At 73.1% G+C, this 23,680-nt stretch carries 25 protein-coding genes and 1 pseudogene; 14 read left to right on the top strand and 12 right to left on the bottom strand.

What is annotated here, in order from left to right; all coding sequences use genetic code 11:
- Positions 1-460: 460 nt before the first annotated feature.
- From N8I86_RS02415 to uppS, 4 genes are all read right to left on the bottom strand, one after another.
- Positions 461-1,651, bottom strand: a complete 1,191-nt coding sequence (locus N8I86_RS02415) for a cysteine desulfurase family protein (protein WP_263276947.1) — start codon at positions 1,649-1,651, stop codon at positions 461-463.
- Positions 1,652-1,994: 343 nt separating this feature from the next.
- Complete coding sequence (locus tag N8I86_RS02410; protein ID WP_263276946.1) at positions 1,995-2,990, bottom strand: hypothetical protein; 996 nt, start codon at positions 2,988-2,990, stop codon at positions 1,995-1,997.
- Between the two features lie 194 nt (positions 2,991-3,184).
- The gene (locus N8I86_RS02405) at positions 3,185-4,693 is read right to left on the bottom strand and encodes an oxygenase MpaB family protein (protein WP_263276945.1); all 1,509 of its coding nucleotides are present in this window, start codon (positions 4,691-4,693) and stop codon (positions 3,185-3,187) included.
- 2 nt (positions 4,694-4,695) lie between these two features.
- Positions 4,696-5,493 carry a polyprenyl diphosphate synthase gene (gene uppS / locus N8I86_RS02400; protein WP_385330638.1) on the bottom strand — a complete coding sequence of 266 codons (798 nt, stop codon included), beginning with the start codon at positions 5,491-5,493 and terminating at the stop codon, positions 4,696-4,698.
- Between the two features lie 285 nt (positions 5,494-5,778).
- Here uppS and N8I86_RS02395 point away from each other — a divergent pair, with 285 nt between their 5' ends.
- A complete protein-coding gene (locus N8I86_RS02395) occupies positions 5,779-6,783 on the top strand; it encodes a mechanosensitive ion channel family protein (RefSeq protein ID WP_263276944.1) in 1,005 nt (334 codons plus the stop codon).
- A 154-nt stretch (positions 6,784-6,937) separates the two neighbouring features.
- On the opposite strand, the gene sigJ is transcribed toward N8I86_RS02395, so the two are convergent.
- The gene (sigJ, locus tag N8I86_RS02390; protein ID WP_263276943.1) at positions 6,938-7,876 is read right to left on the bottom strand and encodes an RNA polymerase sigma factor SigJ; all 939 of its coding nucleotides are present in this window, start codon (positions 7,874-7,876) and stop codon (positions 6,938-6,940) included.
- An 85-nt stretch (positions 7,877-7,961) separates the two neighbouring features.
- On the opposite strand from sigJ, the gene N8I86_RS02385 reads away from it, so the two are divergent.
- From N8I86_RS02385 to N8I86_RS38955, 6 genes and pseudogenes are all read left to right on the top strand, one after another.
- The gene (locus tag N8I86_RS02385; protein WP_263276942.1) at positions 7,962-8,369 is read left to right on the top strand and encodes a hypothetical protein; all 408 of its coding nucleotides are present in this window, start codon (positions 7,962-7,964) and stop codon (positions 8,367-8,369) included.
- Between the two features lie 154 nt (positions 8,370-8,523).
- Positions 8,524-8,976, top strand: coding sequence for a phosphatase PAP2 family protein (locus N8I86_RS02380; protein WP_317633584.1), 453 nt, complete (start codon positions 8,524-8,526; stop codon positions 8,974-8,976).
- Positions 8,977-9,191: 215 nt separating this feature from the next.
- Positions 9,192-9,563, top strand: coding sequence for a phage holin family protein (locus N8I86_RS02375; RefSeq protein WP_073896776.1), 372 nt, complete (start codon positions 9,192-9,194; stop codon positions 9,561-9,563).
- Positions 9,560-10,039, top strand: a complete 480-nt coding sequence (locus tag N8I86_RS02370) for a DUF3618 domain-containing protein (protein ID WP_263276941.1) — start codon at positions 9,560-9,562, stop codon at positions 10,037-10,039. The genes N8I86_RS02375 and N8I86_RS02370 overlap by 4 nt, the downstream gene beginning before the upstream one ends.
- Positions 10,040-10,717: 678 nt before the next feature.
- A complete protein-coding gene (locus N8I86_RS02365) occupies positions 10,718-10,990 on the top strand; it encodes a hypothetical protein (protein ID WP_123439198.1) in 273 nt (90 codons plus the stop codon).
- A gap of 29 nt (positions 10,991-11,019) precedes the next feature.
- A pseudogene (locus N8I86_RS38955) lies at positions 11,020-12,495 on the top strand (aminotransferase class I/II-fold pyridoxal phosphate-dependent enzyme).
- A 71-nt stretch (positions 12,496-12,566) separates the two neighbouring features.
- Here the strand turns inward: N8I86_RS38955 and N8I86_RS02345 are convergent.
- The 3 genes from N8I86_RS02345 to N8I86_RS02335 all read right to left on the bottom strand — a co-directional run bounded on the left by N8I86_RS02345 (position 12,567) and on the right by N8I86_RS02335 (position 14,246).
- Positions 12,567-13,316, bottom strand: coding sequence for an anti-sigma factor (locus tag N8I86_RS02345; RefSeq protein WP_073895960.1), 750 nt, complete (start codon positions 13,314-13,316; stop codon positions 12,567-12,569).
- Complete coding sequence (locus N8I86_RS02340) at positions 13,313-13,897, bottom strand: sigma-70 family RNA polymerase sigma factor (RefSeq protein ID WP_123439201.1); 585 nt, start codon at positions 13,895-13,897, stop codon at positions 13,313-13,315. Before N8I86_RS02340 ends, N8I86_RS02345 begins: the two co-directional genes overlap by 4 nt.
- A gap of 178 nt (positions 13,898-14,075) precedes the next feature.
- On the bottom strand, positions 14,076-14,246 hold the full coding sequence (locus N8I86_RS02335; protein ID WP_073895965.1) for a CsbD family protein: 171 nt from the start codon (positions 14,244-14,246) through the stop codon (positions 14,076-14,078).
- Between the two features lie 248 nt (positions 14,247-14,494).
- Between N8I86_RS02335 and N8I86_RS02330 the strand changes: the two genes are divergently transcribed.
- Positions 14,495-14,665 (top strand): DUF5670 family protein, encoded by a 171-nt coding sequence (locus tag N8I86_RS02330; RefSeq protein WP_073895967.1) that lies wholly within the window; start codon positions 14,495-14,497, stop codon positions 14,663-14,665.
- Between the two features lie 318 nt (positions 14,666-14,983).
- Here N8I86_RS02330 and N8I86_RS02325 read toward each other — a convergent pair whose 3' ends face one another.
- From N8I86_RS02325 to N8I86_RS02310, 4 genes are all read right to left on the bottom strand, one after another.
- A complete protein-coding gene (locus N8I86_RS02325) occupies positions 14,984-16,270 on the bottom strand; it encodes a M48 family metallopeptidase (RefSeq protein WP_263276939.1) in 1,287 nt (428 codons plus the stop codon).
- Between the two features lie 111 nt (positions 16,271-16,381).
- Positions 16,382-17,371, bottom strand: a complete 990-nt coding sequence (locus tag N8I86_RS02320) for a glycosyltransferase (RefSeq protein ID WP_263276938.1) — start codon at positions 17,369-17,371, stop codon at positions 16,382-16,384.
- 173 nt (positions 17,372-17,544) lie between these two features.
- Positions 17,545-18,483 carry a M56 family metallopeptidase gene (locus N8I86_RS02315; protein WP_073895973.1) on the bottom strand — a complete coding sequence of 313 codons (939 nt, stop codon included), beginning with the start codon at positions 18,481-18,483 and terminating at the stop codon, positions 17,545-17,547.
- A 15-nt stretch (positions 18,484-18,498) separates the two neighbouring features.
- On the bottom strand, positions 18,499-18,888 hold the full coding sequence (locus tag N8I86_RS02310; protein WP_073895975.1) for a BlaI/MecI/CopY family transcriptional regulator: 390 nt from the start codon (positions 18,886-18,888) through the stop codon (positions 18,499-18,501).
- Between the two features lie 129 nt (positions 18,889-19,017).
- Between N8I86_RS02310 and N8I86_RS02305 the strand changes: the two genes are divergently transcribed.
- From N8I86_RS02305 to N8I86_RS02280, 6 genes are all read left to right on the top strand, one after another.
- Entirely contained in the window at positions 19,018-19,674 is a 657-nt protein-coding gene (locus N8I86_RS02305; RefSeq protein ID WP_241841094.1) for a DedA family protein, read from the top strand.
- Positions 19,671-20,888, top strand: a complete 1,218-nt coding sequence (locus N8I86_RS02300) for a glycosyltransferase family 4 protein (protein ID WP_263276937.1) — start codon at positions 19,671-19,673, stop codon at positions 20,886-20,888. The genes N8I86_RS02305 and N8I86_RS02300 overlap by 4 nt, the downstream gene beginning before the upstream one ends.
- 102 nt (positions 20,889-20,990) lie before the next feature.
- The gene (locus tag N8I86_RS02295; protein ID WP_073895979.1) at positions 20,991-21,827 is read left to right on the top strand and encodes an undecaprenyl-diphosphate phosphatase; all 837 of its coding nucleotides are present in this window, start codon (positions 20,991-20,993) and stop codon (positions 21,825-21,827) included.
- Complete coding sequence (locus N8I86_RS02290) at positions 21,824-22,696, top strand: glycosyltransferase family 39 protein (protein WP_263276936.1); 873 nt, start codon at positions 21,824-21,826, stop codon at positions 22,694-22,696. Before N8I86_RS02295 ends, N8I86_RS02290 begins: the two co-directional genes overlap by 4 nt.
- A 373-nt stretch (positions 22,697-23,069) precedes the next feature.
- Positions 23,070-23,297, top strand: coding sequence for a hypothetical protein (locus N8I86_RS02285; RefSeq protein WP_263276935.1), 228 nt, complete (start codon positions 23,070-23,072; stop codon positions 23,295-23,297).
- A gap of 13 nt (positions 23,298-23,310) precedes the next feature.
- Positions 23,311-23,679, top strand: a complete 369-nt coding sequence (locus tag N8I86_RS02280) for a Chromate resistance protein ChrB (protein ID WP_317633583.1) — start codon at positions 23,311-23,313, stop codon at positions 23,677-23,679.
- Position 23,680: the final 1 nt, after the last annotated feature.

Below are 23,680 nucleotides of genomic sequence, written 5' to 3'. Positions count from 1 at the left end.
ATCAACCACCGCGAGGAGTGGGTCAGGAATTCCGGACGGTGCACGACGTGCGAGGCGACGGCTGCGCAACAGCCCCTTCCACCCGCTGGCCGCGAGGGCTCCGGACCTGGTCTGCGGGATGAACCAGGCCTTCCTCAGCGGGTACCTCGACGGCCTCGAGGTCAACGGCGTCGAGGCCGTCCTCGCCGCGCGTTCGGGGGAGTGCTGCGTACGGCTGGGGTCGAACGACACCGCCCCCGACGGCGCCGCACCCGAAGCCACTGGCCCCGACGCCACCGGCCCCCAACACCGACGACACCGACGACACCGACGACACCGCGCAAGGCGACCCGGGGGCCGACGACCGCTGATGCCCCGCGGGCCGCGCTCGCGTGGGCTCGCCCCCGCTCGTCAAGGACATGCACGGCACCACCGGCCTCGCGGGGCCGCCGGCGCCGTCGGCTCGGCGGGGTCGATCAGGTCAGTGCCGGGCGACCGCCTCGATGAGCGTGTTCGCCGCCGTCTCGATGCCCGCGGGCGTGGACCAGCGGCCCAGCGTCAGCCGCAACGCCCCCAGCGCGCGGGCCGGGTCGAGTCCCATGGCGGTCAGCACCGGCGACGGCGTGTGGGTGCCGCTGTGACAGGCCGAACCCGTCGAGGCCGCGACGCCGGGCGCGGCGGCGAGGAGTTCATGTCCGAGCACGCCGTCGATGCGGACGTTCAACGTGTTCGGCAGGCGCGCCTTCTCGGGGCCGTGGAGATGGACGCGGCCGGGCAGCGCGGTCCTCAGGCGCTGATGGAGGGTGTCGCGCAGGGTCGCGATCCAGTCCGGTGTGCCGTCGTCGAGCTCATGGGCCGCGATGCGGGCCGCGGCGCCGAGGGCGACCGCCAGGGCGACGTTCTCCGTGCCGGCCCGCCGCCCCCGCTCCTGCGGGCCGCCGTGGACCACCGGCTCCAGCCGCACCCCGTCGCGCACGTACAGCGCGGCCACGCCCTTCGGCGCGTACATCTTGTGCCCCACCACGGTGAGGAGGTCCACGCCCAGCTCGCCGACGTCGAGCGGGATCTTCCCCACCGCCTGGGCCGCGTCGCAGTGGAAGAGAGCCCCGCGTTCGTGCGCGAGGGCGGCGAGTTCGGTCACCGGCTGAAGCGCGCCCGTCTCGTTGTTGGCGGCCATGACCGACACCAGCACCGTCGCCTCGGTGAGCGCGGAGGCCAGCGCCGCCGGGTCGACCTGCCCGTCGGCGTCGACCGGCAGCACGGTGACGCGCGCTCCGTGCAGGCGCTCCAGGGACCGGCAGCTCTCCAGCACCGCCGGGTGCTCGGTGGCCTGCGTGATCACCTGCGGCCGTGAGCGCCCGGAGGCCAGGACCGCGCCTCGCAGTGCGAGCAGATCGGCCTCCGAACCGGAGCCGGTGAACACCACCTCGTCGGCGCGGGCGCCGATGAGGGCGGCGACCCGGGCCCGGGCCTCACCCAGCGCGCGCCGGGGCTCGGCGCCGTAGGAGTGGCTGCTGGAGGGGTTGCCGAAGAAGCCGGTCAGGTACGGCATCATCGCCTCGACGACCCGCGGGTCGACGGGCGTGGTGGCGTTGTAGTCCAGGTAGACGGGTGCGTCGGGCGGCCCGGGGAAGGGCGGCAGCGCGCCGACGGCGTCGCCCCGGCCGGTCATGCCGGCTCCGCCGTGTGGCCGGGCGTCGCGGCCGGGCGCCGTTCGGGCATGCCGTCGTCGGGTCGGACGGCACGTGTGCCGGTGCTCTTCACCGTCATCCTCCGCAGATCCACACCGTCATCCTCCGTAGATCCACGAAACAGCGTAGGTGAGGGTGGCGCGCTGCGGCCACGGCTCCCTCACACCATGACGGATGTCGGAGGACCGCTGGTGGATCTCCCGGCCGGCGGGCTGCGTGTGTCCCGTCCCTCGGGGCGGGGCCCCGCCCCGAGGGACGGCCCCGGCCATGAGCGCAACACCCGGATGGCGCCCGGGTGTTGGGCTCACGCTCCTGACGAGGGGGTCACGGACGCCAGTCCGCCTCCAGGTCGTGGGAGTCGGTCTTGGTGAGCTGGGTCAGACCGGTGCCGTCGGCCCGCACCAGGTAGAGGTGTTCGGGGTCCGCGTCGTCGCCACCGCCCCGCGTGAAGACCAGACGCTTGCCGTCCGGCGACCACGAGGGGTTCTTGTCGTTGCGGCGGGACGCGGTGATGCGGTGCAGCCCGGTGCCGTCGGGGCGGACGAGGTAGAGACGGGCGAAACCGGAGGAGTCCACGCGGCTGAACGCGATGCGGTTGCCGTGCGACCAGTCGGGTGTCCAGTCGTGGGAACCGGACACGGTGACCGGGGTCTGCGCCAGGGTGGACAGCCGGATCCGCATCACCCTGCTGTGCCCGCTCGCGTCCGCACGGTTGAACGCCAGGTACTTGCCGTCCGGCGACCACGTCGGGTGGAGATCGTCCGCCGCCGTGTGGGTGAGCCGAGCGGCCGGGGAGCCGTCGATGTCGGCGACGTAGATCTCGCGCTGGGTGCCGACCGGCTTGGCGTAGGCGATGCGCTTGCCGTCCGGGGACCACGCCGGGTCGGAGGCGCCCTTGGTGCCGGGCACGGCCTTCAGCCCGCCGCCCGTGGTCTTCATCGTCCAGATGCCGTCGACGGCGCCCCCGGATCCGTAGCGGACGAAAGCCACCCGCTTGCCGTCGGGGGACCAGGTGGGCATCACGTCGCTGACGGTGGCGGTGTGGGTGAGCGCGACGGGCGCCCCGCCACCGGGGGAGATCGCGTACAGGTCCTCGACCGGCGCGGTCGCGGTGTAGCGGGCGAAGACGATCGAGTGGTCCGGCGCCGCCCCCGCGTCCGCCGCCGCGCCGAGCGTCAGCGGTACGGCCATGGCGAGCGCCGTGGCCGCCACCGTCGCCCGGAAGCGCCGTGTCGTGCCGCTCGCGCCGGTCCCCTCGGTGCTCCGTGTCCTTTCGACGGGTCTTCCGTCGCGGTGTCGTCGGTACGTCAAGGTGTCCACCCCGTTTCCTCCCGGCGGCCCCCCGCGGGCCGCTCCGGGCGGTAAAGATCCCACCGGGCGGAGCGGCAGGGAAGCCATGTCGCCCGGCGGTACGAGCCCTGTGACAGGTTCCGTACGCCGCTGTCACACGGGACGTGCGCGGCGGCCGTGGACCGGGGGCGGACCCGGTCCACGGAGGGCTGCCCCGACTCCGCTCACGCGTCCGAGAGGAGTGGATCGAAGCGGGCCGAGCGGTGCCGGCCCGACATGAACGCGAGGAAGTCGTTGACGAACGCGCTCCGGCCGCAGCCGCCGGCGGCGGCGTCCGTGTCGTGGTGGAACGCGGTGCGGAACAGGGTGCGGTACTCGTCCGCGTCGATGGTCCCGTCTCCGTCCTTGTCGGTGGCGGCGAAGAGGACCTCCGCGACCTTGATGAGTGCCGGTCCGGCCAGCCGGGGCACCGCGGCCGCGTACTCGTCGGCGCTGACCCGGCCGTCGCCGTCGGTGTCGAGAGCCGCCTGCAGCTCTCGCCACCAGTCGGCGCAGGAGTCGTACAGTCGCGTCTCCTCGGGCTCGTCCAGGTCCAGGCGGGTGGACAACTCCCGTGCCATGGCGGCGAGGTCGGGCCAGTCCAGGTAGCCGTCGCCGGTCTGGTCCAGCACCGCGCGGAAGAACTCCTCCGCGCCGCGCCGAGCGGCCGTCGCCGGGGTGGGCTCCGGATCCGGCAGCGGAGTCATGAGCCGGATCAGGGCTCCGGCCCGCCTCATCCTCTTCCGCAGGGCGGCGATCGTCCGTGCCCGGGGGTCGTCGCTGTCGGGGGAGAGGGCCAGCAGGTCGGCGACGGCGTCCACGCGGAGCCAGCCGTCGGGCAGGAAGCGGGCCAGGCCGACGGTGAGATAGGCGCCCTGCATCAGGATCTGGGCGCCGGGCATCTCGGGCAGACCCGCGCGCCTGCGGAACGGCTCCGGGAGGGAGGCCACGGTGATCGCGCCGATGAGCGGCCCGGCGACGGCCCGGCCGGTGGCCCACAGCGTGGGCAGACCGGTCAGCACCGGCGGCGCCGGGAGGTGGTCGAACAGTTTGTACAGGATGACGCGCATGGCCTCGGTGTTCTCCAGCTCCTGCGCGACCACCCGGTCGTAGTAGATCCAGAACTCGCTGAGAGTGGGCGGCAGCAGCCCGGGATCGTCGCCCAACGCGGCCAGGTAGGCCCGGAATTCGGCGTACAACCGCTCCACGACCTCCTCGCCGAGGGGCTGTCCGCTCAGCCGGCACATGGTGACGGCGCTGTCGAACAGGGTCGCCACCACCCAGGCCCGCACCTCCGGGTCCATGGCGTCGTAGGGCCTGTTCCGCGCGTCGGTCCCGTTCAGCCGCGCGTGCAGACGGTTGAGGCGCGCCGCCTCCCGCGCCCGTACCTGCTCGTCGGCGCCGAACATCCGCTGCAGGCTCATGAGGGTGTTGCGCAGCCGCCGCCAGGGGTGGGCGACGAACGTGGAGTTGTCGATCAGCGCGCCGCCGATCTGCGGGTGCGCGGCCTCCAGCACGGTCGCCCGGACCATCGCCAACGCCCAGCGCGGGTCGTCGAAGAACTCGTTGAATTGGGACCCCTCGCCGAACAGCGACTCCTGGCCGTCCTCGGCGCCCGGACGGGCGGAGGCGCCGTCACCTCCACTGGTGCCCGCGTCGGTGTGGATCGCATGACCGTCGGCTTCGGTGCTCATGATCAGAGTTCTCCGTTCTGCGTCGGCGGCACGTCACCGAAACGGCGATCGCGCTGCTGGTAGCTGTGCAGGCACTCCAGGAAGTGCGGCGCGCGGAAGTCGGGCCACAGCACGGGCGGGAAGACCCACTCGGCGTACGCGACCTGCCAGAGCATGAAGTTCGAGATGCGCTGTTCCCCCGAGGTCCTGATGACCAGGTCCACATCGGGTGTGTCGGGGAAGGACAGGTGAGCGGCGAAGCTCTCCTCGGTCACCTCCTCCGGCGGGACCCCGGCGCGGATCAGCGACCGGGCGGCCTCGACGATGTCCCGGCGTCCGCCGTGGTCGAACGCGACGGTCAGGGTCATGCCCGGGTTGTCGCCGGTCAGGGTCGTCAGGTCGGCGAAGTCCTCGGCCAGCGGCCGGGGGATGCGGGGGTCCGTCACACCTAGGAAGCGGCAGCGGATGCGGCGGGCGTGCAGCAGCGGCGCGTGTTTGCGGACGACCCGGCGCACCAGCCGCATGAGGAAGTCGACCTCGGTGCTCGGACGGCGCCAGTTCTCGGTGGAGAACGCGTACAGGCTCAGCCACTCGACCCCGGCGGCCCTCGCCGCCTCGATGACGTCGATCACCGTGGTCTCCGCCGCGTGATGACCCGACGTACGCGGCAGCGACCGCTGGGCCGCCCACCGTCCGTTGCCGTCCATCACGCACGCGACGTGACGCGGAACCCGGCGGGGCCGCCCGGCGGGCTCCGGACCCGCCGGAGGCGGAGGACCTCCGTCGCCGTGCCGAACCGAACCGTTCGCACCCTCTGTCACGCTGACGAGCTCACCCCTCACGTCCCGGCCGCCCCGCCGCCGGAACGGGGAACGGATCACTTCGAGCAGCGTGTCAGCCGTTGATCCGACGGGCCGTGGGAGTTCCCGCCGTTCACCCCTGGAACAGCAGTCCGGGCCGGGTGCCCTCGCCCCGCCGGGGCCGGTGTCCCCGACCCGCTGCCCGGGCCACGCGGAACGATCCGGCCGCATCCGGCGATCATGATCCGGGTGACACGGGGTAGGCACGGCCGGTGAATCGTGAACCACTCGAAGAACGGAGGCACTGTGCCGACACCGAACCCGCTCGAACCGACCGGTCCCGTCGCCGCCGACACGCTCGCCGTCGCGTGGCCGGGCTGGATGCGTGAGCACGCCGCGGCCTGGGTCGAGGTCCCGCTGCGCATCGCCCTCATCGTGGTCGTCCTGGCCGTCGTCCGCTCGGTCGCCAAGCGGGCGATCACCCGTGTCGTCCAGCACATCCTGGAGCCCTCGGGCGGCGGCGGCGAAGGACGGCGGCCGCGTTCGGACCGTGGGGTAGCCGTCCTGCACCGCGACCGGTCCCGCGCCCGGCAGCGACGCGAGCAACGGGCACGCACCATCGGCTCCGTGCTCAGCAGTGCGGTGACCATCGTGCTGTTCCTGATCGGGACGGCCATGATCCTCGACCAGGTCGGCATCGCCCTGGGGCCGCTGCTGGCCAGCGCCGGCGTGGTCGGGCTGGCGATCGGCTTCGGTGCGCAGAGCCTCGTCGCCGACTATCTGTCCGGGCTGCTCATCATGATCGAGGACCAGTACGGAGTCGGTGACTCGGTCGACCTGGGCGAGGCCGTGGGAGAGGTCGAGCACGTCGGCATGCGGCTGACCCATGTACGTGACCTCAACGGCGGCCTGTGGCACATCCGCAACGGCGAGATCCTCCGCGTACGCAACGACAGCCAGGACTGGGCCCGCGCCGTCCTGGACGTCGCCGTGGCCTACAACGCCAACCTCGACGACGTCTACCGTGTGCTGGAGGAGGCGGGACGCGCCGTGCGCCAGGACCCCGCCTTCACCGACCTGCTGCTCGAGGACCCCACCGTGTGGGGCGTGCAGTCACTGGACGCCGACGGGGTGGTCGTCCGTATCGCGGCAAGGACCGTCCCCCTGCAGCAGTGGGCCGTCACCCGCGAACTGCGCCGCCGGGCCAAGGACGCCCTCGACGCCGCCGAGATCGACATCCCGTTCCCGCAGCGCACCATCTGGCTGCGCACCGACGACTCCGCGGACGAGGGTGTGGCGCCCACGCGCTGAGGGCGCGCGCGCCCGTTCCCGCACGCCCGCTGGGCCGAGCGAGGTGGCCGTCGGCTTCCCGCACGCCCGCTGGGCCGAGCGAGGTGGCCGTCGGTGCCCGGCCGCCGGCGGCCCGCGGAGACCCGCCCCCTCGCCGCTCGCGGACACGGAGGGGTCAGCTCCGGCCGTCCTCCGTCCACGGGCGGAGCTTCTCCGGATTGCGGACGGCCCAGATGCGGGTGATGCGGTCGCCGGAGAGGTCGAAGGCCGCCACGGTCATGGTGACGCCCGAGCGCTGGGCGACCAGGCCGGGCCGGCCGTTGACCGTCCGCTCCAGGAGCGTCAGCCCGGGGGCGATGGTGGCGATGTGGATCAGGTACTGGGCGATGCGGTCGCGGCCCTCGACCGGGCGGAGGACCGCGCCGACCATCCCGCCGCCGTCGGCGGCCATCGTGGCGTCCGGGTCGAGGAGGCCGACCAGGGCCTCCATGTCCCGTGCCTCCCACGCCTGCTTGAAGAGCCGCACGACACCGGCCTGCCCGGCCTTCGGGACCGCCGGGACCCGTGCGGCGCGCACCCGGCGGCGGGCGGAGGACGCCAGCTGCCGGCAGGCGGCCGGCGTACGGCCGACGATCTCGGCGATCTCGGCGAAGGAGTACCGGAAGACGTCGTGGAGGACGAACGCCACACGTTCGGCCGGCGTCATCGACTCCAGTACGACGAGGAAGGCCATGTCGACCGACTCGTCCAGGGTGATCCGGTCCGCCGGGTCGGCCCGGTCGCCGCCCGCCGACCCGCTGATCCACTCCGTACGGTCGGGCAGCGGCTCGGGTATCCACTCGCCGACGTAGCGCTCGCGCCGGACCCGCGCCGAGCCGAGCAGGTCCAGGCAGATACGACCGGCCACCGTCGTCAGCCAGGCGCCGGGCGACCGGACGGCCTCCTGCTGCTGTCGTGGCATCGCGTACCAGCGGGCGTAGGCCTCCTGCACCGCGTCCTCGGCTTCGGTCAGTGAACCGAGCAGCCGGTAGGCGACGTTGACGAGCCGGCGCCGCTCCCCGACGGCCGTCCCCGGCCCGGATCCGTCGTGCCCGTGTTCGGGTGGGGTGCTCATGTCGCCTCACATTTTCCGGGCCTGCGTCGTCGGACCACCGAGACATTACCGATCATCGCCGTGAGGCAGAGAAGGGGACCACGCCATGGCCATCACCCGGACGACGGCGGACCAGCGCGGCCTTACGTTCCTTCAGGTCGCGATCGCCCTGCAGACCCTGTGCATCTTCTTCCAGGCGGTCACCGCCGGAGTGCTGCTCTCCTCGTCCCACGGAGAGGTGCTGCACGGTGTAGGGGCGCGCGTGATGTACGGCGCGTCGATGCTCTACGTGCTCGCCGCGATCCTGGCGTGGAAGCCGGGCGGAGGGTCGGCGCGTCCCGTCCTGCACGCCTCCGGATTCCTCGTACTCGCCTCCGTGCAGGTGGTGTTGGGCATTGCGCACGTGCCGTCGCTCCATGTGCCGCTCGGAGTCACGATGTTCGCCCTGAGCGTGCTGGCGCTCGGGCAGGCGCTCGCCGCCCGCCGGCCGGCCCGCGCGGGGGACAGGCCGTAGCCGCGCGGGTGGCGGGCGGGCCTGGCATACGGCGGTGACCTCGGGATACCTGCCTCTCATGAGGATTCCGGCGGGTTTGTACGACGCTGATCGGTCACTGGCCACACTGGCTGCCGCACGTATTCCCCCCGATGTCGGCAGGGTGTTGTCGGCGGTGGAGGAGGCCGCCGAGAGCACGAAGCTGTGGTGGGGCGCCGCCGCCGCGATGGCATGGCTGGGCGGGCGGCGCGGCCGTAGGGCGGCGGTGACCGGCCTGACCGCCCTGCTCCTCGGCCAGCTCGTCGCGAACGGCCTGGGCAAGCGGCTGGCCGACCGGCCCCGGCCGCCGAAGGAATGGTTCCCCCACGACGAGGTGGACGACCGCCCCGACTCGTCGTCCTTCCCGTCCGGTCACACCGCGGCCGCCGTGGCCTTCACGGCGGGCGTGGCGTCGGCCTGGCCCGCCGCCGGGGCGGTGTGCGCACTGCCGGCCGCCCTGGTCGCGCTCGAACGGGTGCAGAGCGGGGCGCACTACCCGACCGATGTAGTCGGCGGCGCCGTCATCGGTTTGGCCGGCGCCTGGCTCACCCATCGGGCTCCGCGTCCGATCGCCCGCCGCCGGGCCTAGGCCGGTCGCTCCTTGGTCGGGACGTCCGGCCAGACGGAGACGCCGTCCGACGATTGACTCGCCCGTTCGGGGTACTCGCGCGCTCGTCGGACGGCCGGGCGAGGGCCCCAGCCCGGCCTGCGGAAACACAGAGGAACGGAGGTGACGCCGTGTCGACCACGCAGCCGCACAACACCGCGAACGAAGTCAGTGTGGACCGCTCAGGTCAGGAGCCGGTGGGCGAGTTGGTGCAGCGGGCGTCGCAGCAGCTGACGGAGCTGGTGCGGGGTGAGCTGAGGCTGGCGCAGGCGGAGATGAAGGAGAAGGGCAAGCGCTACGGCAAGGGGGGCGGTCTGTTCGGCGGCGCCGGCGTCGTCGGCTTCCTGATGCTGGAGGCGCTGGTCGCCACCGCCATCGCCGGGCTGGCGGTGCCGTTGCCGGTGTGGGCGGCGGCACTGATCGTCACCGCGGTGCTGGGTGTAATCGCCGCCGTGATGGCCATGAGTGGAAAGAAGCAGGTCGACCAGGCCGCGCCGCCCGCCCCCGAGCGGACGGTCGAGAACGTGAAGGCCGATGTGGCCACGATCAAGGAGAGTGCGCACCGATGACCCAGCCGCCCCACGACGAGCCCTCGGCCGCCGGCCCCGAGGAACTGCGTGAGCAGGTCGAGCAGACCCGGACCGAACTCGGGCAGACGGTCGAAGCGCTCGCTGCCAAGGCCGACGTCAAGGCGCGCACGCAGGAGAAGGCCGCCGAGGTCAAGGAACAGGTCGCCACGAAGGCGGGCGAGTTGAAGGTGCAGGCCGCCCTCAAGGCCGGGGAACTGAAGGCCAAGGCCGCCGACTTGGCGCAGCAGGCGCAGGACAGCCTGCCCGACCCGGTCAAGGACAAGGCCTCCCGCGCGGCGGAGCAGGCCCGGACGAAGGCGGCCCAGGCCGGTCAGCTGTGGGAGGAGAAGGCACCCGAACCGGTACGGCAGAAGACGGCCCGGGGCGCACGCGCGGCGCGGGACAACCGCAACGTGCTGCTCGTGGCCGCCGGCGTGGCCGCCGTGGTGTGGCTGGCCTACCGCCGGAAGGGATGAGCCGGCCGCGGGCGACCCGTACCGCCTGCGACCCCGCCGTTCACCGCCGTGGCCGACGCGCACAGGAAAGGAGGAGGGCCGGCGACGACACCCGGCCCTCCCACCTGGCCAGGTCCGCATGCCTGGCCTTCGCATCGGGCGGGTCGCGGATGCCTGGCCTTCCCATCGGCTGGGTCCGGATGTCCGGCCTTCCGTCGGGCGGGTTCGGATCCCCGGCCTTCTCAGCGGGTGGGTCCGGATCCCCAGTCCTCACCGGGTGGGTCCGGATGCCCGGCTTTCCCGTCGGGCGGATTCGGATCCCGGCCCTCTCACCGGGCCGGTCCGGACGCCTGGCCCTCCCGGCGGGCGGGTCCGGTTCCCCGACCTTCCCACCTGGCGGGTCCGGCCCCCTAACCCTCCCACCTGGCGGGTCCAGCCCCCTGGCACTCCCACCTGGCGGGTCCAGCCCCCTGGCACTCCCACCTGGCGGGTCCAGCCCCCTGGCACTCCCACCGGACGAGTCCGGACCCCCGGCCTCCACCGGACGGGTCCGGACCCCCGGCCCGGCCCTCCTACCGGGCCGGTACGGATAGCCGACCCTCCTACCGGGCCGGTACGGATAGCCGACCCACCCACCTGGCCGCTACCGATCCCCGACCCCGCCCCCGCGATCCGCACGCGACGAAAGACGCCCACCTCATGTCCGATCAGCAAGCCTCCGCCGCTCTGACGGCCGCAGCGGTCGTCGCCGTCGTCCTGGTCGCCCGCGCCGCGGTCCTCCACCAGGGTGGCCGGGGCCCCACCGCCCGGGCCGTCCTGCGGCTGCGCCGCCGCTTCGCCACCGGTACGGCCGACGCCGCGCCGTCCGCGGCCGGAGTCGCGGACGACGCCTTCATCCCGGTGCTGGAGGCCGAACAGCATGTGTACGGCTACTGGCAGAAGGTCCGGACGCGCTCGGAGCCGCCCGAGTGACTCCGACGACCCGGGGAACCCGTGCGGCCATGGCTGTCGACCACACCCGAGCACCCGTTCTCGAAGCGCTCGTCGAGTACCGCCGCACTCGGCAGACGTCGTTCACCCCACCCGGACACAAACAGGCACGCGGCGCCGATCCCGCCGTGCGGGAGATCCTCGGTGACGCCGTCTTCCTCGGCGACGTTCTGGCCTCGGGCGGTCTGGACGACCGGCTCACCCGTGGACGGGTGCTGGAACGGGCCGAGAAACTGATGGCGGACGCCGTCCACGCCGAGCACACCTTCTTCACCACGTGCGGCAGTTCGCTGTCGGTCAAGGCGGCGATGCTCGCGGTCGCGGGCCCACACGAGCGGCTGCTGATCGGCCGGGACGCGCACAAATCGGTCGTTTCGGGGCTGGTACTGGCAGGCATCGAACCCGTCTGGGTGGATCCCCGCTGGGACGCGGAGAGGGCGATCGCACATCCGCGTCGGCCGCGGACTTCGCCGCGGCCTTCGACGCCCACCCGGGCGCCAAGGGCGCCCTGATCACCAGCCCCACCCCGTACGGCGCCTGCGCCGACCTGCGGGCCGTCGCCGAGGTGTGCCACCGGCGCGGTCTGCCCCTGATCGTCGACGAGGCGTGGGGCGCCCACCTGCCCTTCCATCCGGATCTGCCGTCGTGGGCGATGGACGCGGGCGCCGACATCTGCGTCACCAGCATCCACAAGATGGGCAGCGGCCTGGAGCAGGGCTCCGTCTTCCACCTCCAGGGCGACCTCGTCACACCGGAGTTGCTGAAGACACGGTCCGATCTGCTGAGCACCACCAGCCCCTCGGTGCTGATCTACGCCGGACTGGACGGCTGGCGCCGCCAGATGGCCCTGCACGGCCGGGACCTCGTGGGCGGCGCACTGGAACTGGCGGCCGAGGTCCGCTCGGCCATCGAGGACATCGACGGCCTGCACGTCCACGGCCACGGGGACTTCTGCGGTCCCGGGCGCGCGGACGACTTCGACCCGCTGCCCGTCGTCATGGACGTCTCCGCCCTCGGACTCAGCGGATATCAGGCCGCCGACTGGTTGCGCGAACACCACGGTGTCGACGCACACCTGGCGGATCACCGTCGTATCAGCGCGCAGATCACGCACGGCGACGACCAGGAGACGACGGGGCAACTGGTGGCCGCCCTCAAGGACTTGGCCGGGGCCGCCGTCGATCTCCCGGGCGGCCCCCAGGTGGACGTGCCCGCGCCGGCCGATCTGCGCACGCAGCAGGCCCGGTTGCCCCGGGACGCGTTCTTCGGCCCGGCGGAGCACGTGCCGATCGCCGAGGCCGCGGCGCGTGGCAGCGGAGATGATCACACCGTACCCCCCGGGGATTCCCGCCGTCCTGCCCGGCGAACGCCTCACGGAACCGGTGCTGCGCTACCTGTCCACCGGGCGGCAGGCGGGCATGAACCTGCCCGACGCCAGTGCTCCGGACCTCGACACGATCCGGGTGGTCGCACCGGCGGCCGACTGACCCGGCCGGACGAGTCCGCGGGCGCAGCGGAGGGGGGGAGGCGGCCGGGTGCCCGGCTGCCTCCCCCCTGGTCAGGCCGGCATCCGCAGCAGTGCGAGTGGTGCGGAGGTCGGCTGCTCGGATCCCCCGGGCGGCTCGACGGTGATGCCGACGCCCGAGGCCCGGCCGACCGCTCCGTCCATGAGCACGGCCTGACTGCTGCGGCCGGGGTTCATCAGGCCGGCCGAGCGCATCTTCCCTCCGTCGGCGAACCACAGTTGGTACACCTTGCCGTGCGGCGGGGCCGGCATCCGCGAGGCGACGAACACGGCCTGGTCGCGGCCGGCGGACACCACCAGCGTTCCCGCGCCCCCCGCCACCTTCGCGGACCGGCTCCGGGCATCGGGAGCCGCCAGCACCCGGGCCAGTTCGTCGGCGTGCCGCTGGGCCCGGACCACCTGCCGGTGAGCGTCCTGGGCGCGTTCGTACTGCCATACGGCGGTGCCACCGAACGCGACCGCGGCGGCCACGCTCGCGGCCAGCGCCCACCGGGCCGGCCCGCGCCACCGCGGCATCAGGCGGCGGGCCTGCTCGGGCCGGGTGGCTTCGGGGTGCACCTGGCGGACGGTGGTGATGCGGCCGAGAACCTGATCCCGCATGGCGGGGTGGACCGGCGCGGTGGCCGCCAGTGCCAGGCGCGCGGCTGTAGCGGTGAACTCGGCGATCTCCTGCCCGCACGCCTCGCAGCCGGTGAGATGGTGCGCGAAGGCGGCGCGTTCGTCGTCGGGCAGCGCGTGCAGGGCGTAGGCGCCGCTGAGGCTGTGCAGGTCGGTGACGGTCATGCGGTCACCCCCAGGCAGTCGCGGAGCCGGATGAGACCGTCCCGCAGGCGGGTCTTGACCGTGCCCAGCGGCAGCGCCAACGCCTCGGCGACCTGCCGGTAGGTGAGCCCCTGGTAGTACGCCAGGGTGACGGACTGGCGCTGCAGCTCGGTCAGGGTGCGCAGGCAGCGGCGTACCTGCTCCTGCTCCAGGCGGGTCTCCACCTGCTCGGTCACCTCGTCGTACGCCGGTGTCCGCTCCAGCAGGGCGGCCTTGGTGTCGCGTGCGGCGGCGGCCTCGGCCGAGCGGACCCGGTCCACCGCCCGCTGGTGCGCCACGGTCAGGATCCAGTTGATGGCCGATCCGCGCTCGGCCCGGTAGCGGGGAGCGGTGCGCCAGACCTCGACCAGGACGTCCTGGGCGACCTCCTCCGACTGTGCCTGGTCACGCAGGACCGCGCGGACGACTCCGAGGACGGAGCCGGCCACCGCGTCGTAGAGCGCGGCGAACGCCTCGTGGTCGCCCAGGGCCACCTCGCGCAGCAATTGCTGCAGATCAGGCCCGGGAGAGGGCTTCCTGCCGATGAACACGGCTTCCTTCACAACGTTCCTCTCACGGGTGCGACGAGCCAGAACCTGCCCGCGTAATCCGGTACCACGCGCCGTCCGGATTGGTCCGTCGGGAATCGTTCTTCCGGTGTCGCGCCGGAGGAGGGTCGCACGGCATGCGGCGGGGGCGGCCCCGACGATCGGAGCCGCCCCCGTGGCGCACGGGAATGCGTCAGTGGCCGACGTCCTTGGCCGACTCCTTGGCCTCGCGGGCCCTGCCCGCGGCCTCGGCCGCGTGCCCCTTGGCGATCAGCGTCTCGTTGCCCGTGGCGCGTCCGGCTGCCTGGGCGGCCTTGCCGACTGCCTGCTCGGCCTTGGCGCGGACCTTCTCGCTGGCGGTCATGTTGTCCACCTTCCTGGGTTGCCGGTCTGAGGTGCCGGCAGTGCGCATGACCCCTCGCGAGGCCGGTAAACCACTCGGAATCCGGAGCGAGGCATGATCCACGCCCGTGGAGGTGTGACACGCGAGATGCGGGAGAAAGGGGAACAGCGCGACCCACCCCCATGCCCCGCGTCCCGTGAAAATAACTCACATTTTGTGTGCTTGTAGGGGTGAAGTAAGGGCATCCGGTGGCCAGGAGGTTGATAACAATGGTTCCCCTGCTTCTGGTTCTTCTTCTGGCTCTGATCCTCTTCGGCGCGGGCTTCGCACTGAAGGCGCTGTGGTGGATCGCGGTGATCGTGCTGGTGCTGTGGCTGCTGGGCTTCGTGGTCCGGCCGGCCGGCAGTGGCGGCCGCAAGGGCCGCTGGTACCGCTGGTAGACGTGGGCGCCGGGTACCACAGCGCGCCGCACGGGAAGTAGGAGTGAGGCCCGGCCGTTCACGGCCGGGCCTCACTCGCGTGCGGAGCCGGCGCGGCCGAGGTGGCCGGACGAAATCGGGCCCGATGGGTGGGAGGCGGGCCTATCGGACGCACCGCGGGGTAGGCGAGCAGAGCAGCGGCCCCGTGGAATCAGCAGTGGAACCTGCGCCTCCAAGTTCCGCGGGGCCGCTGCGCCGTGGGTTCCGGCGCCCGGCCGGTTCAGGGAGCCGACGAACCGGTGCACCCGTGCCCGGACGGCCGTCGATCAACCGCTGTGCTCAGCCCGCCATTCCGTCGCGCAGGATCCGCCGCGCCACTTTCCGCCGAGCCTCCGCCAGTTCCGCCGCGATGGCACCGGTGGTCTCCTGGTCGCAGGTGACGGTCGCCGGCACGGGCTCGCCGACGAGCAGGCACTGCTGGCGCAGGTGGGTCGGCGGATGGGTGTCGTCGACGCTGTGACCGCGCAGCGCACCGGCCCGGCGCAGCCGCTCCCGCTCCAGTTCGGGCACCGAGTCCAGGTCCGCGACCAGGTGCTCCCACAGTCCGTTCGCCCGGGTGTCGTCCCGGCCTCCCGAGTGGGCCCCGCCCCGGGCGGCGGCATTGACCTCGCGGTTCAAGGCGGTGACGACGGAGTCGCTCAGCAGCAGCCGGTCGAGCATCCTCACCGCGGCCTCGGTCGATCCGGCGCGGGCGGCGGTGCGGTCGGCCAGGTACTCGGCGCGCTGGCTCGCACGCATCGTCAGCCGGTCCAGCAGCATCATCACGCCCCGGACCAGCCAGGACAGTACCCCCAGAAGGGCGTTGGCGACCGCCTGGACCAGGGTCGGATCGGGCAGGGGCGCCATGACGTAGCGCCAGGTGTACAGGGACCGGTAGGCGGTGCCGACGACGAGTCCGTGACGGGCGTCCCCGTTCGCGTAGTGGCCGAGTTCGTGGCCCAGCAGCGCGATCCGCTCCTGGGGCGACAGGATCTCCCACAGCGGCATCCCCAGGGTCAGCAGCCGGCGCCCGCGCAGACCGTACGCCATCACACTCGCGTTGACCCTGCCGTCCACCGCGATCACGTCGACGCCGCGGGTGCCGGCCGCGCGCGCGACCTCGTCCACGAGAGCGAACAGTCCGGGCGCGTCCGCCCGCCGAAGGAGCGGCACGTCCTCCGGCAACCCGAGCGGACGCGGCCTCAGCGCGAAGGCCAGCGTCAGCAGGACGATGCCGAGCACCAGGGCGGGTCCGCCCCAGTACCGGACCACACACCAGGTGCCGGCCGCGGCCAGGGCCAGCGTCAGTCCGTGTACGGCGAGAGCGATCACCCCGGCCAGGACGGACGAGGCGTCGCGGCGGGCGCGCAGCTCGCCACCGGCACTCACCTCGGCCAGCAGCTGCTCGCCGTAGCGGCGGGCGAGGGCCCGTCGGACGCGCTCCAGCCGTCCCGGCTGCTCCTCGGGCCCCTCCGGGTCCACGTTCCACTCGCACCGGACGCACCAGGGGCTGAACCGCCCGTCCCCACGGATGTCCGCACCGCACCGCGGACACGGCTGTACGACTTCTTCCACAACGGCACTCACGTGCTCTCCCCCCTCGCCGAGCACCTCGCTCTCGGGAGCGAGATCGTGCCATGAGTGGCGGGAACACGACAAACGAGAGCCGACCGCCCCCGCGGACCGCCGCTGCCACGATCAGCCGAAGACCGCCTTCTCCCACAGGGGGGCGACACGACTGCTCGCATGCGCCGAGGCGTGCTCTCTGGCCGCCGCACCCATGCGGTCGCGGAGATCGGCATCGTTCGCGAGGACGTTCAGGAACCCGTCCCACTCGTGGGGGCGGCGCACGAGGTATCCGGTGACTTCCTCACGGACATGGCGTGCGTAGGGGCCGACGGCGGAGGCGACCACCGGAATGCCCAGGGCGGCGTACTCGAGGGTCCGGAGCGCGGACTTGCTGTGGTTGAAGACGTGTTTCCTCAGGGGCGCGATGCCGATGTGATAGTCGACCGCGCGGAGATAGGGCTCGACCCCTTGGATCCACGGAGTGAATCTGGTGCGCCCCTCGGGAGTGAGGCCGAGGTCGTAGTCGGCGCCCATGCAGTGCATCTCGGTGTGGGGATGCCGGGAGAAGAAGCCGCGGATCGGCTCGGCGTGATCCTCCCAGTCCATCGCGTGGGTACCGTCCCCGCCCCAGCCGACGGTGATGATCCCGTCCGTGCGCCGGGCCGGCCGGTGATCGAGCAGCCAGTCCGGAACCGCGTTGGGGATGACGTGAACGCGGGGATTGATCGTCCTCACACGGTCGGCGAGCGGCTCCGTGGTGACCGTGACCGCGTGCGCGACTTCGATGTTGCGCCGCAGGTTCTCGCGGACGTCCTCGCGTTGCATGAGGCCGTGGAAGAAGGGCGAGGAGCGGTCGACGTTCCACAGATCGTCGTCGATCTCGAAGATCAGTCTGCGTCCCGCCGCCGCCATCTCCTGCCACAGCCGGCTGGCTCGGGGTTCGAGGACGCGCTGCCCGACGACGATCATGTCCGGGTGGTCGCGAAGCCAGTCGACCGGAAGCGCCGTACCGCCGGCGACGGCATGCCCGAGACCGGCGAGGCTCCTCATGGGGAGCTGCACCCGGTAGTAGCCGCCGGCGCTGCCGTTCTCCCAGCCGAAGACTTCGCAGGTGGTCATGACGAACTGCTCCACGTCTCTGCTGGTGGGCGACGGGCGACGGGCGACGGGCGACGGGCGGTCGGCGGCGGGCGCGGCCGAGGGCGCTGCCATCTATAGCAGCCCGTGTGCGCCCCGCGAAGAACCCGCCGGGTCACCCCTGATCTGTGTCGCGATGCCCGTCGTCCACCGGGCTACGACGCGCCCACGGCCTCCAGCAGGGCGTTCAGATCGTGGGCCGCCTCGGCGGTGGACAGGGTCGCGGCCGCGAGGATCGCCACGGTCGCGGCGGCGAGCCAGGGGTGCCGGCCGAGGGGCGGGGCGAGCAGGGCGGCGACCCGGCGGGGCACGGGCCCGGCGCCGGCCAGCGGGCCGCGGCGGCCGAGGATGCCCAGGGCGGCTCCGGGGGCGCGGGCCACCGTGTCGTGTGCGGCCAGCGCGGCCTTGCCCACGGTGCGGGCGACGCGGACGCGGTCGCCGGTGACCGTGCCCGCGTGTTCGTCGGCCCAGCGCTCGATGGTGTACGTGACGGCGGTGGCCAGGGGGCGCAGCAGCGGATTGGCGGCGGCGCCCAACTGGGCGAGCGCCACGAAGAGATAGTGGTGCGCGGCCAGGTGGGCGCGCTCGTGAGCGAGCAGAATGCCGCGCTCGGACGTGTTGAGGGTGTGGAGCATGCCGGTGGAGACGACGACACGCCCGGGCAGTCCGGGCAGCGCGTAGGCCTCAGGGGTCTCGTCCTCGACGACGACCAGGCCGTCGTCGGGCGCGGGCATGCACGCCGCCTGCAGCGCGGCGGTGGCCAGCGAACGCGCGCGACGCCAGAGCATGCGTGCCGCGGTGAGCGCGGCGCCGCCGAGCAGCAGGCCGGCGACCAGGGCGACCGACAGCTCGGTGGGGTCGTCGTGCTGCGCCGTGTGCAACGACCAGTGACCGAGCCCCGCGAGCACCGGCACGCGGATGAGCCCCGTGATGGCGAGCAGGCCCAGCGAGATGGTGCTGGCCGTGGCGAGCACCAGGGCGGAGGCGGTGAGCAGCCAGGTGGCCAGGCGGGGTTCGCACCGCTCGGAGAGGGTCCGCGCGCCGAGCGGTGCGAGCAGCGGGAGCAGCAGCGGGAGGTAGACGGCGATGCGCATCCGGGTGGGCTCTTCCTACCGGTCCTCGTCCTGGTCGGCGCCGAGCAGCTGGCGGAGCAGGTCGGCGTCCCTGGCGGACAGGCTGTCGGCGAAGCGGGCGAGGACGGCCTCGCGGTCGGGTCGCTCCTCCAGGACGGTGCGCATGCGGCGGGCGGCGAAGCCGGGGTCGTCGGTGACGGGGGCGTACGCGTAGGCGCGGCCGCGCCGGGTGCGGTCGAGCAGCTGCTTGGCGTGCATCCGGGTGAGGATCGTCACCACGCTGCTGTACGTCAGCTCACCGCCGAGACGCTCGGCCACCTCGCCCGGGGTCAGGGCGCCGTCGGCGCGCAGCAGCAGGTCGAGGACCTCCGCCTCTCGCTCGCCGTTGGCCCGTTTGGGAACTCGCTCGTGGGCATCCGCGGTCATGGGTTTGTCGATCCCTCCCTCATCTTTTACAGTCGTGTAGAACTTCTACGGCGGTGTAAAAGCTGCCGCCTTCCGAGTGTGCCACGCGCTCAGGTCCCAAGGACAGCGCGGGCAGGAGAGGACCGCCGGGTGACCCAGGCCCTGAACGTGCTCGACGCCACCTCGCTCCTCACGACCGTCGGAGCCGCGGGCGTCTTCCTGGTGCTGTTCGCCGAGACCGGGCTGCTCATCGGGTTCTTCCTGCCCGGCGACTCACTGCTGTTCACCGCGGGCCTGCTGTGCACCACCAGGGCCTCGGGCGTCCACCTGTCGCTGCCCGGCGTGCTCGCAGCCGCCGTGGCCGGGGCACTGCTCGGCGCCCAGACCGGATATCTGGTCGGCCGCCGCGCCGGCCGGGCCCTGCTGGGGCGCAGCCGCAACAAGCACCTGCTGGACGGCGTGGCCAGGGCCGAGGCGCTGCTCGCCCGGTACGGCCACGGCAAGGCGATCGTGCTGGCCCGGTTCATCCCGGTGGTACGGACCGTGCTCAACCCGCTGGCCGGCGTCGCGCAGGTGCCGCCGCGCACCTTCGCCCTCTGGCAGATCACCGGAGGACTGGTGTGGACGGTGGGCCTGGTGCTCGCCGGCTACGCCCTGGGGAACAGCGTCCCCGACGTCGACCACTACCTGCTGCCGCTGGTCGGCGCGCTGGTCGCCGTGTCCCTCCTGCCGCTGGCCCTGGAGATGCTCCGCTCCAGGCGCCGCGCCCACCCGACCACGGAGCCCAACGGGGAGGAAGCAGCGTGAAGATCACGTTTTTGATCCACAACGTCTACGGGATAGGCGGCACCGTCCGCACCACGCTCAACCTGGCCGCCGCACTCGCGGGCCGGCACCAAGTCACGATCGTCTCCATGCTGCGCCACCGCGCCCGCCCCCGCTTCGCGGTCGACCCGAGGGTGACGGTGGTGCCCCTGGTCGACACCCGCGAGCACGGCGCCGACGCGGCCGATCCGCTGCTGCACCAGCCGGCCGAGGTCTTCCCGGCGGCCGAGAAGCGGTACAAGCAGTACAGCCGCCTCACCGACAAGCGCGCCGAGGAGTACCTGCGGTCCAGCGACGCGGACGTACTGATCGGCACGCGGCCCGGTGTCAACGTCTACCTGGCCCGCTTCGGCTCGCCGCGCGCCCTGCGCATCGCGCAGGAACACCTCACCCACGACTCCCACAGCAAGAGGCTGCGCGCCCAGCTCGCCCGGCACTACCGCGACCTGGACGCGGTGGTCACCACCACGGAGGCCGACGCCGCCGTCTACCGGTCCCGGATGCCGCTGCCCGGCGTGCGGACCCTTGCCGTCCCCAACTGCGTGCCCGATCCCGGCCTCCCGCCGGCCGACGGCAGCGCCAAGGTCATCGCCGCGGCCGGCCGGCTGGTGCCGGCCAAGCGGTTCGACCTGCTCGTCGAGGCCTTCGGCGAGGTCGCCGGCAAGTTCCCGGACTGGTCCCTGCGCATCTACGGCGCGGGCACCGACAAGGACCGGTTGCGCCGGCTGATCGAGGAGCACGGACTGGAGGGCCGGGCGGCTCTGATGGGAGTGGTCTCACCCATCGAGGAGGTGTTCGCCCGGGCGTCGATCGTGGCCTCCGCCTCCGACGCCGAGTCCTTCGGGATGACGCTGGTCGAGGCGATGCGGTGCGGTGTGCCGGTGGTCGCCACCGACTGCCCGCTCGGTCCCGCCGAGATCATCGACGACGGCGTCGACGGCCGTCTGGTGCCGATGGGCGACAAGCACGCGCTGGCGGCCGAGCTGTGCCAGCTCATCGCCGACGAGTCCGGCCGCCGGCGCATGGGCGAGGCCGCCCGCGCCGCCGCGCACCGCTTCGACCCGGCTCGCATCGCGGCCGTCTACGAGGACCTGTTCGCCGAGCTCACCGCCTCGCGCCGGACCCGTGCCCGGCAGCGCGGCAAGGCCCGCTGGCGCGCCCGGGCCGGCCGCGTCCTCCGCCGACTGCGTGGCTGATCACACCCCTGACGAGGGCGTCTGAACCGCGCACCGCTGGGTACGAGCCCCCTTCCGTGCCCTCCCGAGCAGCATCCGTCCGCCCACCGCAGAAATGGTTCCATGAGCGCGATCAGCATCGGCCAGGCAGCCGTCCTGGGAATCGTCGAGGGAGTGACCGAGTTCCTCCCGGTCTCCTCCACCGGCCATCTGAAGATCACCGAGGGGCTGATGGGCATCCCGGTGGACGACGCGGCCGTGGTCGGGTTCACCGCGGTGATCCAGGTCGGCGCCATCGCCGCGGTGCTGGTGTACTTCTCCAAGGACATCGCGCGGATCGTCTCCGCCTGGGGCCGCGGCATAGTCGACCCCGAGCAGCGCCGGCGCCACGACTACAAGTTCGCCTGGTGGGTCGTCTACGCCACCCTGCCCGTCGTGGCCGTCGGTCTGGCGGCCAAGCCGCTGATCGACGGCCCGCTCGCCTCGCTGTGGGTGGTGGCGGGCTCGCTGATCGCCGGATCCGGTCTGATGTGGGTGGCCGACCGGCTGGGCCGGCACAAGCGCGGCGAGGACGACACCGGCCCCAGGGACGCGATGCTGGTCGGCTCCTCGCAGATCCTCGCCCTGCTCCTCCCCGGCTTCTCCCGCTCCGGGGCGACCATGTCCACCGGGCTGATCCTCGACCTGGACCGGGTGGCGGCCACCCGGCTGTCGTTCTTCCTCGGCATCCCGGCGCTGACCGGCGCCGGCCTGTACGAACTGAAGGACGCGCTCGGGGCCGGGATGAGCCCGCTACCGGTCGCCGTGGGCACCGCCGTGTCCTTCGTGGTCGCCTACGCCTCCATCGCCTGGCTCCTGAAATTCGTCGCCCGGCACACCTTCAGCGCTTTCGTCGTCTACCGGATCGCCGTCGGCGTGCTCCTGCTCGGCCTGCTGGGAAGCGGGGTGCTCACCGCATGACCATCCTGGACACGCTCACCCGGCCGCGTCCCGCCGCCGGGGCCCGCCCGCCGCGCCCGATCCCGTGGCTCGCCCTCGTCGCCGCCGCCTACGCCCTGGCCCAACTCGTCCTCGTGGTCCCGCACCTGGGGCTCGGCTGGGACGAGACCGTCTACCTCTCCCAGGTCGACCCGCGCAACCCGGCCGCCTACTTCAGCGCCCCGCGCTCGCGCGGCATCAGCTTCCTGGCGGCCCCCGTCCTGGCCGTCACCGGCTCCACCACCGCACTCCGGATCGTGCTGGCACTGCTGTCCGCGGCCGCCCTGTACGGTGCCTACCGCATCTGGCAGCCGCTGACCGGCCCCAGGCGGACCGCGCTCGCCGCGCTGCTGTTCGCCGGCCTGTGGACCACCCTGCTGTACGGGCCGCAGGACATGCCCAACCTGTGGGTGGCCCTGTCCGCGGTGGCGGCGGTCGGCTGTCTCCTGCGCGCCGTACGCTCCTGGGCGCGCCGACGGTACCTGTTCGGCCTGGGCGCCATGGTCGCGACCGCCACCTGCTTCCGCTTCTCCGACGGCGTCTGGCTCGCCCTGCCCCTGCTCGCGGCCTGCGCGCTCGTCCCCGCCCGGCGGCGCGCGGCGCCCGCGCTCTCGCCGTGGCCGCCGGCCTCGCCGCGGGCAGTGCCCAGTGGGTCATGGAGGCGTACGTGCGCTGGGGCGGGATCGGCGCCCGGCTGCACGCCTCCAGCGCCACCGAGGGCGGCATGGGCACCCACTGGGCGGGCGGCCTGGCCTGGCGAAGCCTCAACGGCCCGCTGCTGTGCCGCCCCTGCACCGTGGGGCTCAGCCACCCCGAACTCACCCTGTGGTGGCTGGCCCTGCCCGCCCTAGCCCTCATCGCCTGCGCAGTGGCCCTACGCACCGGGCGGCACCGGGCGGTGACCCTGCTGCCCGTCGCCTGCGCCGCCGCGCTGAGCATTCCGTACCTGCTGCTCATCGACTACTCCGCACCGCGCTTCCTGCTGCCGGCCTACGCCCTGCTCGCCCTGCCGCTCGCCACCCTGGCCGCACGCGCGCTGCGGGCCGTCCGCCCGCCCCGCGCGCGCGTGGCCCGGTCGCGGCAGCGGCGGTCGTCCTGCTCGCCCTGCACCTGTCCGCGCAAGTCGCGGTCCTCGACCACAACGCGGCCGACGCCCGCGCCACCGCCGGCAAGTACCGCACCGCCGCGCACGACCTGCGCCGCCTCGGACTCACCCCGCCGTGCGTGGTCAGCGGCAAACTCGCCCCGCCCGTCGGCTACTACGCGGGCTGCGCCTCGGCGAACGTCGGCGGCAACAACCGCAACACCAGCGCGCACGCCCTGCTGCACCGGGCCGCCCGGGTACCCGCCGCCGCCCTCACCAGGGCCCGCTCCGGGCCACCCCACTACGCCCGCCACTGGAAGAAGCACCGGCTTCCCGGCACCGGGCTGACGGCGTACACGCCTCGATGACCGAGCCGATGCGATGCGCGCTACATTCGCGAATGTGTCGACCCTGAGCGCCGCCGGGCGCGGCCCCGAGGACGCGGTCCGCTTCCGGGCCGTGTTCACCGCCGCGCGGTCCGCGGACCGGGCGGAGTTCCTGGCCGACTGCGGCAAGTTCGAGGCCGAGCCGGCCAAGGAGATCCGGACCCGGAAGTTCACCCTCGCCGAACTGGAGGAGGAGCGGTCGATGGAGCGGCTGCGGCGTCGGCACCGCGACCTGACCGCACGCGACGTGTTCGGCGGGCCCGAGGCGGCCGAGGCCGGCGAACGGCTCGAGCAGTCCGCCGCCGCCTGCGAGGACTACGCCGAGCGCGTTCTCGCGGTCCTGCACCAGGCCCCGGAGCGCTAGC

It is taken from the genome of Streptomyces albidicamelliae, assembly GCF_025642175.1.
In the GTDB taxonomy this organism is placed as follows: Bacteria; Actinomycetota; Actinomycetes; order Streptomycetales; family Streptomycetaceae; genus Streptomyces; species Streptomyces albidocamelliae.
The sequence above is the reverse complement of the archived record's forward strand: the minus strand, read 5'-3'. Positions and strand labels throughout refer to the sequence as shown.

Bases quoted from the DNA above. Each gene is read 5' to 3' on its own strand.
- N8I86_RS02310 (WP_073895975.1), bottom strand. From the start codon at position 18,888: ATGACCGCGGATGCCCACGAGCGAGTTCCCAAACGGGCCAACGGCGAG.
- N8I86_RS02415 (WP_263276947.1), bottom strand. From the start codon at position 1,651: ATGACCGGCCGGGGCGACGCCGTCGGCGCGCTGCCGCCCTTCCCCGGG.
- N8I86_RS02315 (WP_073895973.1), bottom strand. From the start codon at position 18,483: ATGCGCATCGCCGTCTACCTCCCGCTGCTGCTCCCGCTGCTCGCACCG.
- sigJ (WP_263276943.1), bottom strand. From the start codon at position 7,876: ATGAGCACCCCACCCGAACACGGGCACGACGGATCCGGGCCGGGGACG.
- N8I86_RS02345 (WP_073895960.1), bottom strand. From the start codon at position 13,316: ATGACCGTCACCGACCTGCACAGCCTCAGCGGCGCCTACGCCCTGCAC.
- N8I86_RS02280 (WP_317633583.1), top strand. From the start codon at position 23,311: ATGCGCGCTACATTCGCGAATGTGTCGACCCTGAGCGCCGCCGGGCGC.
- N8I86_RS02330 (WP_073895967.1), top strand. From the start codon at position 14,495: ATGGTTCCCCTGCTTCTGGTTCTTCTTCTGGCTCTGATCCTCTTCGGC.
- N8I86_RS02365 (WP_123439198.1), top strand. From the start codon at position 10,718: ATGTCCGATCAGCAAGCCTCCGCCGCTCTGACGGCCGCAGCGGTCGTC.
- N8I86_RS02385 (WP_263276942.1), top strand. From the start codon at position 7,962: ATGGCCATCACCCGGACGACGGCGGACCAGCGCGGCCTTACGTTCCTT.
- N8I86_RS02370 (WP_263276941.1), top strand. From the start codon at position 9,560: ATGACCCAGCCGCCCCACGACGAGCCCTCGGCCGCCGGCCCCGAGGAA.
- N8I86_RS02295 (WP_073895979.1), top strand. From the start codon at position 20,991: ATGAGCGCGATCAGCATCGGCCAGGCAGCCGTCCTGGGAATCGTCGAG.
- N8I86_RS02405 (WP_263276945.1), bottom strand. From the start codon at position 4,693: ATGAGCACCGAAGCCGACGGTCATGCGATCCACACCGACGCGGGCACC.
- N8I86_RS02290 (WP_263276936.1), top strand. From the start codon at position 21,824: ATGACCATCCTGGACACGCTCACCCGGCCGCGTCCCGCCGCCGGGGCC.
- N8I86_RS02335 (WP_073895965.1), bottom strand. From the start codon at position 14,246: ATGACCGCCAGCGAGAAGGTCCGCGCCAAGGCCGAGCAGGCAGTCGGC.
- N8I86_RS02320 (WP_263276938.1), bottom strand. From the start codon at position 17,371: ATGACCACCTGCGAAGTCTTCGGCTGGGAGAACGGCAGCGCCGGCGGC.